A 12656-nucleotide genomic window follows, 5' to 3' on the forward strand; every position below is an offset into this window, starting at 1 on the left:
TTCCGTAATTATTACAAATTGTCACACAATTTTTCTTTTTGATACTCAATTAGGAGATTTGAATCATTTTCGGGCTAGAAATAGCAACTGCGGAGTGAAAAGATGCGTGCAGACATATGAGACACCAAACTTCTTTCAGGGTTCCTGTAAAGTTTTCCTGACGGCAGTGGCAGGTGTCCAGATAACTCCAATGAGGGTAATAAATAATGATGAAGCGCAACATTCTTGCAGTGGTTATCCCTGCTCTGTTAGCTGCCGGTGCAGCAAATGCAGCAGAAATCTATAACAAAGATGGCAACAAACTGGACCTCTACGGAAAAGTTGACGCACGCCACACATTCTCTGACGACGCTGGCAACGATGGCGACGCCTCTTATGTGCGCTTTGGTTTCAAGGGTGAAACGCAGATTACCGACCAGCTGACCGGTTACGGCCAGTGGGAATACAACATCCAGGCAAACGTTGCTGAATCTCAGGGTACCTCAGGTTCCAAAACCCGTCTGGGCTTTGCCGGTCTGAAATTTGGCGACTACGGCTCATTCGACTACGGTCGTAACTACGGTGTAGGCTACGATCCACTGGCGTGGACCGACGTTCTGCCAGTATTCGGCGGCGACTCTGGCCGTTCTGACAACTTTATGCTGGGTCGTTCTAACGGTCTGGCGACCTACCGCAACAGCAACTTCTTTGGCCTGGTTGATGGCCTGGCGTTCGCTGCGCAGTATCAGGGTAAAAACGACGAAGCTGATACCGGACGCGATATTAGTAATGCGAACGGCGACGGCTGGGGTACTTCTTTAACCTATACCTCTGAGATCGGCGTAGGCATCTCTGCTGCGTACACCTCTTCTGACCGTACCAACGGCCAGCAGGCTAACTTCTACGGTAACGGCAGCGAGAAAGCTGACGCCTGGTCAACCGCGCTGAAATATGACGCGAACAACGTGTACCTGGCTGCGATGTACGGTGAGAGCCGTAACTCAACCTGGATCAGTACTTCTGTTGCTACTCCAGCTGGCGACCTTGATCGTGCAGGCGCAGTAAACAAAGAGCAGAAGTTTGAAGCCGTTGCTCAGTACCAGTTCGACTTCGGTCTGCGTCCATCCCTGGCTTACGTCCAGTCTAAAGGCAAGGACATCGAGACCTGGGGCGATCAGGACCTGTATAAGTACGTTTCAGTGGGTACTTACTACTACTTCAACAAAAACATGTCTACCTATGTTGACTACCAGATCAACCTGATGGATGAAAATGACTTTACCCGCGCAGCTGGCATCACTACTGATGACACCGTTGGCGTAGGCCTGGTTTACCAGTTCTGATCCTGCGGATCAGCACGGTTTAACCACGTAAAACGGAGCCTGATGGCTCCGTTTTTCTTTTCAGTGATCCACCTCGCAATTAGCAGTGCTTATATCCGCCACTGGCACAATTCTTTTTGAGATGGGCGGTTGGCAAGCCCCGCGTCTGACGTTAACCTGATAGCTCATTTCGCTAAAGTTCACCCAAACGGAACTGACTCATGTTTGAATCTATCTCTGCCGCACCTGCCGACCCTATTCTGGGGCTGGCCGATCTGTTTCGCGCTGATGACCGTCCGCATAAAATTAATCTGGGCATTGGCGTATACAAAGATGAAACCGGAAAAACGCCGGTGCTGACCAGCGTGAAAAAAGCTGAGCAGTATCTGCTGGAAAATGAGACGACTAAAAACTATCTGAGCATTGACGGGCTGCCCGACTTCGCCCGCTGCACTCAGGCATTGCTGTTTGGCAACGACAGCCCGCTTATCGCCGCGGGCCGCGCCTGCACGGCGCAGACGCCAGGCGGCACCGGCGCCCTGCGCGTCGCAGCGGATTTTCTTGCCACGCAGACCGGTGTTAAACGCGTCTGGGTGAGCAACCCAAGCTGGCCAAACCACAAAAACGTGTTTAACGCTGCCGGTCTTGAGGTGTGCGAATATCAGTATTACGACGCTGCAAACCATACGCTGGATTTCGATGGCATGCTGGCGGCGCTGCAGCAGGCGCAGGCGGGCGACGTGGTTCTGTTCCACGGCTGCTGCCACAACCCGACCGGCATTGACCCGACCCGCGAGCAGTGGCAGCAACTTGCAGCGCTGTCACAGGAAAAAGGCTGGCTGCCGCTGTTTGACTTTGCCTATCAGGGCTTTGCACGCGGCCTGGATGAAGATGCGGAAGGCCTGCGCATTTTTGCCGCCACCCATCAGGAGCTGCTGGTTGCCAGCTCTTACTCTAAAAACTTTGGCCTCTATAACGAGCGCGTCGGTGCCCTGACGCTGGTGGCGGCCAGCAGCGACACGGCTAAAACCGCGTTCAGCCAGGTAAAATACAGCATTCGTGCCAACTACTCTAATCCGCCGTCGCACGGTGCTGCTGTTGTCGCCACTATCCTCAGCAATGAGGCGCTGCGTACTATCTGGGTGCAGGAGCTGACCGATATGCGTCAGCGCATTCAGCGTATGCGTCAGCTGTTTGTGAACACGCTGGCGGAGAAAGGCGCACGCCAGGATTTCAGCTTCATTATTAAACAGAACGGCATGTTCTCATTCAGCGGTCTGACCAAAGATCAGGTAGTGCGTTTGCGTGACGAATTTGGCGTGTATGCGGTGAACTCAGGTCGCGTCAACGTGGCAGGCATGACGCCGGATAATATGTCGGCGCTGTGTGAAGCGATAGTCGCGGTACTGTAAGCGGAATGCGTGAACAGGCGGCGGGCGAAGTACTCACCCGCCGCTTTTTTATGGCTACTGCAGGAAAGGATTGCTCAGACGCTCACGTCCCAGCGTGGATACCGGCCCGTGCCCGGGCACAAAAGCAGTCCCGTCGCCCAGCGGCAGCAGTTTGGTTTTTATCGCGTTGATCAGATCGCTGTGGCTGCCCTGCGGGAAGTCGGTTCGCCCGACGCCGCCGCTGAAGATCACGTCTCCTGAGATCAGCAGCTTCCCGGCCCGATCAAAAAACACGATGTGCCCCGGCGTATGCCCCGGACAGTGCAGCACCTCCAGCGCCACGTTGCCCAGTTCCACCACCTCACCCTCTTCCAGCCAGCGATCCGGCGTCAGCGGAGCGCACTCCGGCAGACCAAACATCCGGCTCTGCGTGGGCAGATTATCGAGCCAGATCTTGTCCAGCTTATGCGGGCTCGTCACCGGTATCTGAAAATGGGCCGCCAGCTCTGCCGCCGCGCCGGCATGGTCGAGATGGCCATGCGTCAGTAAAATCTGCGCCGGCTTCAGGCCGCGCTCCGCCAGCACCGCTTTGATGGTTTCCGCGTCGCCGCCGGGATCGACCAGGGCTGCAACCCCTGTCTCTTCATCCCAGATCACTGAGCAGTTTTGTGAAAAGGCGGTAACCGGAATAATGTGATAATTCATAACGCTCCATGGCCGGCACACGCAGCGCTGCCGGCGTCAGGACCAGTGCCTTGCAGGCCCGGTATCGATGTGTACGAAGTTGCTGCGTGGATAATATCCTACACCACCCGCGCGCATAGATAACGCCGCTTTACGCACATTGCTCAGGGCAATGCCCTCAATATGGAAATCCATCGCCTGACCTTTGGTGTGGTAGCTATGCTTCGCCACGCCGGGGCCTGATTCACGCAGCATGTTGTTGGTCGACAGCGTGCGGTAGCCTGAAATGAGCTGTACCGGTTTGCGGGTATCCAGCAGCGCCTGCAGCCGATAGAGCTGGTCAAACAGATGCGGATCGATGCTTTTTACTTTATTTGCGCGGTAGTCGCGGAAAAAGTGATTAAGGCGCGCCAGCTCGTCGCGGTCGTAGCTTTTGCCGTTGAAAAACTCGGTTTTGAGGGTTTCACCGGTATGCATGTTGCTGAGCGTCAGAATACGCGGACGTGACGTTGACACAGAGGCCAGCGCTGAACCGGGAAGCAGGGAGAGGCCTGCTGCTGCGCCGCCAAGCAGCAGTAAGCGGCGACGCTGAGAATCGATATTAGCCATGAAACGAGGTTACCTGAATAAAACACAGTGAATGTGTAAAAAGTACACAAGGCCGCACAGTAACGGCAGCGTGGATATCAGTCAACCCGGAATCTGTCTCAGAATGTACAAAACCCGACCAGAAGCAAATTTCTGGCCGGGTCTGGTTTGCGTTTCACGCCCCGACAATCTGGCGAAAATCAGCACGCTACAGCAGGAGCTGCCCCGCTCTGGCCAGTACCTGGCTGCCGGAACGCGCCGTATTATCATAATTGTAAATATCTGTACGATATTGCGCCTGTCCATCATCGCTGACCCAGGCGGTCAGATAGTAAAGATTTACCGGAATACGATGCCGAATCGGCACATAGCGCGTATCACCCTGTTTCAGGGTGCTGGAGATGCGGCTGTCGTTCCAGCCGGCGTCCTGCAGCAGCAGGTTAGCCAGATCGGACGCTTTATTCACGCGTACGCAGCCGGAGCTGAGCGCACGGATATCGCGCTGAAACAGCCCATGATTAGGGGTATCGTGCAGATAGATGGCGTCTGAGCTCGGCATATTAAATTTATAGCGCCCCAGTGAATTGGTGGCGCCCGGCGCCTGACGGATGCGATACGGGAAACTGGCAGCAGAGACCATCTGCCAGTTGATCATGGTCGGATCGATCACTTCAGCGTCAGCGCTCCAGCCCGACAGCAGCGTATAGCCGTGCCGGTAGAGGTAACCGGGATCCTGCTTCACCTTCGGTACAATATCCTGACGCACCAGCGTGGTCGGCACGTTCCATGGTGGATTCAGCACCACATTGTTCAGCGCGCTGCGCATCAGCGGCGTTTTGCGATCGGGTCGCCCGACAATAACCCGCGATGAGAGCACCGTGCTGCCGTTGTTATAATAGGTCAGCGAATAGTTGGGAATATTCACCATTATTCCGTTATGCATATCATCCGGCAGCAGCCGCAGGCGCTGTATGTTCAGCGCCAGCAGTGAGGCGCGCATCTGCGGTGAGACATTCAGCCACTCGCGGGTGCGCGGACCAATTGCCCCGTCATCCGCCAGCCCCTGCCAGTGCTGAAAGCGCTTGACGCCTTCAACCAGTTCAGCGTCATAAACATTGCTGGCTGCAGGAGGCGTATTGGCCAGAATATTTCCTGCCGGCTGCGGCGCCGGCGTCGGGAGATCGGTCACGCTGGTGGCGGACGGACTCACTGCCACCGGCTGGTTGCTTTCACTGACCGGCACGGTGCCCGCCGGTACTGCATCCTCATCAGGCGCAGGGGTGGTGGTGTGACCGGATGCGGTCAGCATACCGGTTCGCTGGAGAATTTCCCGCAGCGCCGGCACATCATCACTGACCTGCCCCGGACGCAGCGTCGCTTTATCGCGCAGCTGCGGCCAGGGACGGTTATCTGTCAGCAGCGTCTTCAGCGCCGCATGCATCGGCTGATACTGCGGATGCTGCGGCTGCAGTGAGGCCACAAACGCGCGGCTGCCGCCTGCGTTGACCGCGTTCTGCCACTGATTGATCGCTGACAGCGACGGCATGGTGAGCCGGTAGGGCACATTGCTGTAAAGCCAGGTTTCACCCTGCGCCGGTACGCCCGCCACAAACTGCAGGTAACCCAGCATGGCATCGCTCAGCACCACATCGCGCGCAAAGCCTTTAATGTCCGGATCGGTCAGCCGCTCAACCCAGCGGCTGAACTGTGGCTGCACGCCTGAAAGCGCGACCTCAGCCAGCTGCTGCTGAAACGCCTGTACCGCATCGCGGTCCTGCCAGAGCGGCGCCATTCCGCGCGCTGCATAAAGACCCGCCAGACCCGGCAGGTAAAAAGGGCGATCGCTGGCACTGAATGCCTGCAGGATCTGCTGCTGGCTGGCCGCCACTGACGTGGTGCCGTGCCCGCCGGCTGTCATGCTGGCGGTTTGTGCAGCCTGCCCTGAGGCCAGCGGCACGCCTGCCAGCACAACGCTAAACACCAGCGCCATGCGATTAAATCTGAACATTTTACTCAGCAACATCCCTGCCCCCTTGTTACCTGAGACGCAGCCTGCCCTGTGCGCTGCGTACAACCTGACTTTCATGATGAGTATATAAAGAAAAAACGGCATTCGCCTCTCAGGGCCAATGCCGTTTACAGATTAACGCTGGTTGCGCGGTTTAACCAGACAGGCGCTTAGCTATTTTGCGTTTCCAGCCCCAGCTCGCTTTGCGCCGTTTTTACCGGTGCCGGATCGGCGGAAAAACCACGCAGACCTACCACGTGGACATGCTCCGTATTGTTAAATACTTTACGAACCAGTTTGTACGTGGTGCCCTTTTCCGGACTGATATTTTCCGGGGCGGCGATCACCAGCTGCATCTCCAGGCGCTCACAGAGTTCAAACAGCGTCGCGATTGAGCGGGCATCCAGACGCGCCGCTTCATCAAGGAACAGCAGGCGGCACGGTGAGATATCTTTGCCGCGCAGACGACGCGACTCCTCTTCCCAGCTCTGCACCACCATTACCAGAATCGACATCCCGGTACCAATCGCCTCGCCGGTTGAGAGCGCCCCGCTTTCCGCACGCAGCCAGCCGTCAGAACCCCGGTTTACCTCCACTTCCATCTCCAGATAGTTGCGGTAATCCAGCAGCTCCTCACCAATGGTCTGCGGCGTACGCTGGCCCATATCGATCTGCGGATTAAGACGCTGATAGAGTTTGGCCAGCGCTTCTGAGAATGTCAGCCGGTTACTGGTAAAGAGATCCTGATGCTGCTCGTGCTCTTCGGAGAGCGTGTCCAGTAGCGTGGCGTGCGTTTCACGTACGTTGACGTTAAGCCGCACGCTTTTCACCTGACCAAAACTCACCGTCTGCAGCCCCTGGTTAAGCTGCCGGATGCGGTTCTGTTCGCGCTGAATAGTCTTGCGAATAATGTTGGCCGCACTGCGTGAGCTGATCGCCAGCGTCTGCTCACGCGCCGTCAGCTCTTCGGTCAGACGGTTGAGTTCAATCTCCATCTGCTCAATCGCCTCGACCGGATCGTCGGTGCGGATAATATCCTGACGGATACGTTCGCGCAGATGCTGATAGACGGCGATAAAGAACTGAATTTTACGCTCCGGACGTTTGGGATCTTCTGACATACGCAGAACATCACGCAGGTGCTCATTATCCGCCACCGCAAGGCGCAGCGCGCCCAGGGCTTTATCGGACATCGAGCGCAGCTCGTCACCGCTCATATAGGCCAGCTCGCGCCGGTGCAGCCGTCGCTCCACGCCGTTGTCTTTCACCAGACGCAGCACGGAGCACCAGCCCGCTTTGGCACTGACCACCTGCTCACGCAGTATGCGGTAATCGCGTTCCAGTTTGCGCAGCTTTTTCTGCAGGCTGTCCATTTCTGCTTCGCAGAACGTCAGCTGTTTTTCCAGCTGGTTACGCCGGGCGCGGTTATGACTGAGCGCGGTATAGAGCTCATCGCGCCGGATACGCGCCCGCTCTTCCGCGCTGGCATCGGCATGAACGCCGATATCCTGCATCTCCTGCTGCAGCTCTTTCAGCATGTCGCGTTTGGCATCGTGCGAACTGCGCAGCGAGGCCAGTACCTGCGAGTATTGCGTCAGCTGCGCCTGATGTTCACGCAGGCGTTCACGGGCGCGGCTGCGCTCACCTTCAGCCTGCTCCAGACGCTGCCGCAGCTTCTCAGAGAGATCGTTGTTGCCGGTCAGCATACCGGCTGAATCGGCATAGCTGAAGTGGGCGCGGCGCTGTACCACTTCCGTCAGCGCAAACGCCTGCTGGCGTGCACTGAGCTGCTGCGCCTGCGCCTGCTGGTAGTCGCGCTGCAGCTGGTCGTGCTGCTGCGGATCGTTCTGCAGCACCGCCACCAGCGACTCCAGCTTGCTGAGTTTGCTGCCGTGCTGGTGCAGGAAGCGTGCCGCCTCCTGCGCCTCTTCGACCCGCTCGCGGATCTCTTCGCAGCGATCCGGCAGGGTGTCATCCAGCAGCAGGTTTACGCGCGGCAGCAGGCGGTTAAGCTGGGCGACGCCGTCGCGCGCCTGTTCAAACTGCGCGCGCTGCTGCTGATTATTACTCTCATGCTGCGCCAGCCCGCGCTCCAGCTCACTGCGCCGGCTATTAAGCTGACGGATTTGCGCTTCCGGATCGTCATCAAACGCAACTGCCAGATGGCTGCCGATAAAGCGGCTGAAAGACTGATGCAGACGCTGCGTTTTCTGTACGTCAAAAGAGAGCGTCGCGTAGCGTTCTGCCAGCCTGTCGCGTTCAATGCCCAGCAGTTCAAGCTGATTTTCACGCGCGGCACGGCCAAACAGCGGCACCTTAGGAAAACGCGAATAGCGCCACTGACGTTCTGCGACTTTCACCACAACGGCCTTATCCAGCTCCTCTACGCTGAATACGCTGTCATCAAAGGATTGCGGATCGCCTTCAATCAGATAGAGATCTTCCGGGCACTCTTCCAGCCCTTCCAGCTGCTCGCGTATCAGCGCGAGATCCGGCACCACGATGGCGTGGCGCGAAGGCCCATAGAGCGCAGAGAAATAGGGTGCATCGTCCAGCGTGACATCGTCATAAATTTCTGACAGCAGCACGCCGCCAAACCGTTCTGCCAGCTGGGTGAGACGCGCATCTTCCGCGCCGCCAGGCTGACTGAGGCGTTCAATCTGCTGCTCAATCTCGCGTTTACGCGCCGCAACTTCATCGCGCTCGACGGTGGTTTCACGCTCGCGCTCCAGCAGCTGCTGCATAAAGGCGGTCACCTGCTGACTGCTGCTCAGCTGCTCACCGGTCTGTTCACTGAGCTGCGTCAGGATTTCCTGAGCGGCCAGCCAGTGCGGTGCGCGGGCCGTCAGCGTTGCGATACGTTCGCGCAGCTGCTCCAGCTCCTGACGCATCTGCATGCGCTGTTCACCAGCTTCTGCAACGGTCGCGCTAAGCTGCTCAATCTGCGCTTCCAGTTCGCGCTGAAGCCCTTCCAGCGCGTCTGCTTCATAATGCTGGCCCTGACGCTTGCAGAACTCTGCCAGCAGGCGTTCAGCCTCATGCTGCTCGCGCAGGCGGCCTTCGGATTCGTTCAGGCGCAGGCGCAGTGACGCCAGCTGGTCAGCATAGTGGCGCTGATTCGCGGCGTCGCGCAGCAGCTGACGGCCCACCTGCCAGGCGTCCTGACGGCTGACATCACCGGCAATACTGGTCACCAGCGCCAGCGCCTGCTCGAACTGGCTGTGCGCGGCTTCCGCCATGCTCAGTTTCTGCTCCAGACGCAGCAGCTGGCTGGTCGCCTCTTCGTCGCGTGCCTGGAACGTCTCCAGCCAGTCAGCGGCGTTATCAATGGTCAGATCCGGCAGCTGACAGCGCGTACGCGCTTTTTCCAGCGCCTGCAGCGCCTGCTGATACTGAATAGAGCGCGTCTGCTGAACATCCAGCGCCTGCTGGAAATCAGCCAGCTGACTTTTCAGCTCATCCACTTCAATCTCTGCCGCTTCGGCGCGCGCCTCATTCTCTTCCTGAAGCTCACGCGCTTCAGCAACGACCTCATTCTGCTCTTCCAGCCGGTAGCTCAGCTCTTCCAGATCGGCATCATAACGCGCGATTTTCTCCTGCTGGCGCATTGCGGTCTGTACCAGATTGAGATGATCGCTGGCCGCCTGATAATCGATCTCCAGATCGCTTTCCGCGGCGCTGTGCTCAGCCAGCTCACGCGCCATTTCCACGTGACGATACTGCTCCGACACCAGCTGATTGCGGCTGCTGAACAGCTCATTACGTAGCTGCAGCGCCCCGTCCAGATGCACACGCCGTTCGTTTGCATGGCGCATATAGTCAGCTGAAACGTAGCTGGTTGCTTCGGAGATCAGATGTTTAAACAGATCGCGATCGGACTGGGTGACGCGAATCGCTTCCAGCGTCATGCGGTTTTCACGCAGTGCCGCTTCCATATCCTGAAACGCTTTACGCACGCCGCCGTTTTCCGGCAGCAGATAGTCGCGCAGCGAACGGGTGATGGCGCTGGAGATACCGCCGTAGAGGGACGCCTCAATCAGCCGGTAGAATTTACTGCGATCGCTGGCAGAACGCAGGCGACGCGGCACCACGCCGAGTTCAAACAGCATCGCGTGATAGTCAGTAATGGAGTTGTACTGACGGAACTGCACCCCTTCCTGCGCCTCAACGCGATCCTTAACCTCGGTCAGCGGCAGCACGCGCGCCTGACGGCTGTTGAGGATCTCGGTCAGCATGTCTGTGGGCAGCGCATCGGCGGGCAGACCATGAATACTGAACGGTTTGATATCCACTTTCTTATCGCGTCCGGCAACCTGCTGCAGACGCACCCCGACCACAACGCGCTGGTGGCGTGAATTGACCACATCCAGCACCGAATAGCAGACGCCGGCGCGCAGCTTGCCGTGAAGCCCCTTGTCGCGGGAGCCTGAAGTAGCACCCGCTTCCGTTGTATTACGGAAGTGCAGCAGGGTTAAATCGGGGATCATCGCCGTAACAAATGCGGCCATGGTGGTGGATTTACCGGCACCGTTACCGCCGGAAAGCGTGGTGACCAGCTCATCGAGATCAAAGGTGCGGGCAAAAAAGCCATTCCAGTTGATCAGTGTCAGCGAACGAAACTTACCGCGTTCAATCATGCCTGCTTCTCCTCCGCGTTATCGGTCGCATCACCTGTGTCCGCATGTTCATTCTCCTGATCCGCCTCATCGGCTGTAGCAGAAACGGCAGCCTCTTCGGGCGTCATCGCTTCACCGACCCGGATCAGACGCAGCTGCGCCTCGCGCGGATCGTCGCCGCTGCGGACGTCAGCACCAAAGCGAAAGACTGATTCCATAATGCGAAATTTGCTGCTGTCGTTACCCATAAACCACACCATCCCCAGGCGGCGCAGACGGCTCAGCGAGGCGCGCATCTTCTCCTGCAGACGGGTGCGATCGAGATCGGAACCGGTCGAACGCTGATTAACCAGCTTGAGCAGCTTGTGTTCATCCGCCAGCGACAGCAGCTCATCATAGAGCTCCTGCTGGGTAAAAATCCCCTCGTTTGCCAGGCGCTCCGGGCTCAGATAGAGATAACAGAGAATTTTGCCTACCATCATATCCAGCTCGGAGAGCACCGAGCGTGGAATCAGCGTGGTTGAGCGCGGCCGCAGATAGAAAAAGCCTTCTGGCGCGCGGATCAGCTCCACGTTATAGCGGGCATAAAACTCTTCGAGATAGTTTTGGTAATCCATCAGAAAAGCGTGATTATCCAGCTCTTCGATACCGATATGCCGGCCCGCGCGCAGCTGACTGTCGAGCGCCGGAAAAAGAGGGTTGGCCAGCGCCAGTGCCAGTTTAACCGGCATCACTTGTTCAATATTTGTCGATGACATGCGCCTGCACCTTGGCTCCGTAATCATTAATGGTCTGCCATTCTGCTGGCAAACCGGCTAAATCTGCTTCAGCAACGCCCAGCCGCACCGCCTGATCGATCACGATACGCGCCAGATCGAAATGGCGCGCACGCGGATATTGCGCAAGGTATTCACGCATGACGGTGGCAAGGTGCAGCGGTTTTTGCTCACGGCGATACACAGCCAGCGCCTCTTCAATCATGGCGGCCAGCTGCTCGCGGATCTCGTTAAACTCTTCATACTCCATTTCCGGCGGAAGCTCGCCCATGACCTCGTCGTTACGCAGCGTCATCTCTTCATCGCGCATATCGAGCAGGCGGTCAGCGCTGGCGTAAGTCAGCATCCACGGCCGATCAAAATAGTTCTGTACCGACTGACGCAGTCGCTGAGCAAAGACCCGGTTCTTATCCATATCAATCGCAGTACGGATAAACTTGTGTACGTGACGGTCATAGCCGATCCAGAGGTCAATCGCCTGCTGGCCCCAGCTGATGATGCGATCGAGTTTGTTCTGCAGGTCATAAACCAGTTTATCGACAAAGCCGAGATCGGGACTGCTCAGCGTGGCATCCTGAATGCGCAGCAGGTTTGCCTGCAGCTTATCGCCTGCGGCCTCCAGCGTATCCTGCAGTTCACGCAGCGTGCCGGAAGTTTCAGAGAGCAGCAGTTCACAGCTGGAGATCGCGGCGCGCCAGTCTTTATTGAGCAGCGCGGCAATATCATTTTTTACCGTCTGCTGCTGCTCATCCATCAGACGCTGCGTCATATCAATGCTGTCAAAAATCTCCGCAACGGAATATTTCAGCGGGGCAAATACGTTGCGGTGCCAGTGAAATTCATCACCATCTTCTTCAGCGGCATCCGCAGCGCGCTTCAGCTCCTGACCCACAATTGAGAGCTGCATCGAGAGACGCAGCGTGGAGAATTCGCGCTGGCGGATATAGTAGTCAGTGATGCCAATTCCCAGCGGCGTCAGGCGGTAGATAGCGTGCCCTTCAGACACTTCGCTGGTAAACCGGTTAATCAGCCGCTGCCGGACCAGATCGTTAATCGCATTGTTCGCACGTACCTGTACGGTTTCATGCGTCTGTTCAAACGCTTTGCTGACGTGACGAAACGCGTCAGTCAGTTCACCTTCACTCATCTCACCGTCCATGCGCTCACCGTTGAGGGTGGCAATGGCCAGCAAAAAGGCCAGACGTTCTACCGGCAGCGCAAGCGAAAAATCGTTTTTGCGTGCCCAGGCCACCAGTTCTGGCACCGTCTGGGAAAAATCGCTCATAGTTGAT

Annotated in this window: 8 protein-coding genes; 2 read left to right on the forward strand and 6 right to left on the reverse strand. The window is 57.3% G+C overall.

The window, feature by feature from the left end; translation table 11 throughout:
• The first annotated feature begins 206 nt into the window (after nt 1–206).
• The gene (ompC, locus tag B3041_RS10690; RefSeq protein WP_108569208.1) at nt 207–1322 is read left to right on the forward strand and encodes a porin OmpC; all 1116 of its coding nucleotides are present in this window, start codon (nt 207–209) and stop codon (nt 1320–1322) included.
• A gap of 200 nt (nt 1323–1522) precedes the next feature.
• A complete protein-coding gene (locus B3041_RS10695) occupies nt 1523–2713 on the forward strand; it encodes an amino acid aminotransferase (RefSeq protein WP_065649686.1) in 1191 nt (396 codons plus the stop codon).
• A gap of 54 nt (nt 2714–2767) precedes the next feature.
• On the opposite strand, the gene B3041_RS10700 is transcribed toward B3041_RS10695, so the two are convergent.
• The 6 genes from B3041_RS10700 to mukF all read right to left on the reverse strand — a co-directional run bounded on the left by B3041_RS10700 (nt 2768) and on the right by mukF (nt 12649).
• Entirely contained in the window at nt 2768–3397 is a 630-nt protein-coding gene (locus tag B3041_RS10700) for an MBL fold metallo-hydrolase (protein WP_292972251.1), read from the reverse strand.
• A gap of 36 nt (nt 3398–3433) precedes the next feature.
• Nucleotides 3434–3985, reverse strand: coding sequence for a YcbK family protein (locus tag B3041_RS10705; RefSeq protein ID WP_039383591.1), 552 nt, complete (start codon nt 3983–3985; stop codon nt 3434–3436).
• A gap of 187 nt (nt 3986–4172) precedes the next feature.
• Nucleotides 4173–5987 carry a L,D-transpeptidase gene (ldtD, locus tag B3041_RS10710; protein ID WP_065649688.1) on the reverse strand — a complete coding sequence of 605 codons (1815 nt, stop codon included), beginning with the start codon at nt 5985–5987 and terminating at the stop codon, nt 4173–4175.
• Nucleotides 5988–6142: 155 nt separating this feature from the next.
• Entirely contained in the window at nt 6143–10609 is a 4467-nt protein-coding gene (mukB, locus tag B3041_RS10715) for a chromosome partition protein MukB (RefSeq protein WP_292972256.1), read from the reverse strand.
• A complete protein-coding gene (mukE, locus tag B3041_RS10720) occupies nt 10606–11346 on the reverse strand; it encodes a chromosome partition protein MukE (protein ID WP_065649690.1) in 741 nt (246 codons plus the stop codon). Before mukE ends, mukB begins: the two co-directional genes overlap by 4 nt.
• Nucleotides 11327–12649 (reverse strand): chromosome partition protein MukF, encoded by a 1323-nt coding sequence (gene mukF / locus B3041_RS10725; protein ID WP_065649691.1) that lies wholly within the window; start codon nt 12647–12649, stop codon nt 11327–11329. The genes mukE and mukF overlap by 20 nt, the downstream gene beginning before the upstream one ends.
• Between the last annotated feature and the right edge of the window lie 7 nt (nt 12650–12656).

This window comes from Pantoea sp. UBA4549 (assembly GCF_002387285.1).
In the GTDB taxonomy this organism is placed as follows: domain Bacteria; phylum Pseudomonadota; class Gammaproteobacteria; order Enterobacterales; family Enterobacteriaceae; genus Pantoea; species Pantoea borealis.

Excerpts from the sequence above, each read along its gene's own strand:
- mukB (WP_292972256.1), bottom strand. The coding sequence starts at position 10,609 with ATGATTGAACGCGGTAAGTTTCGTTCGCTGACACTGATCAACTGGAAT.
- ompC (WP_108569208.1), top strand. The coding sequence starts at position 207 with ATGATGAAGCGCAACATTCTTGCAGTGGTTATCCCTGCTCTGTTAGCT.
- B3041_RS10700 (WP_292972251.1), bottom strand. The coding sequence starts at position 3,397 with ATGAATTATCACATTATTCCGGTTACCGCCTTTTCACAAAACTGCTCA.
- B3041_RS10695 (WP_065649686.1), top strand. The coding sequence starts at position 1,523 with ATGTTTGAATCTATCTCTGCCGCACCTGCCGACCCTATTCTGGGGCTG.
- mukE (WP_065649690.1), bottom strand. The coding sequence starts at position 11,346 with ATGTCATCGACAAATATTGAACAAGTGATGCCGGTTAAACTGGCACTG.
- mukF (WP_065649691.1), bottom strand. The coding sequence starts at position 12,649 with ATGAGCGATTTTTCCCAGACGGTGCCAGAACTGGTGGCCTGGGCACGC.
- B3041_RS10705 (WP_039383591.1), bottom strand. The coding sequence starts at position 3,985 with ATGGCTAATATCGATTCTCAGCGTCGCCGCTTACTGCTGCTTGGCGGC.
- ldtD (WP_065649688.1), bottom strand. The coding sequence starts at position 5,987 with ATGTTGCTGAGTAAAATGTTCAGATTTAATCGCATGGCGCTGGTGTTT.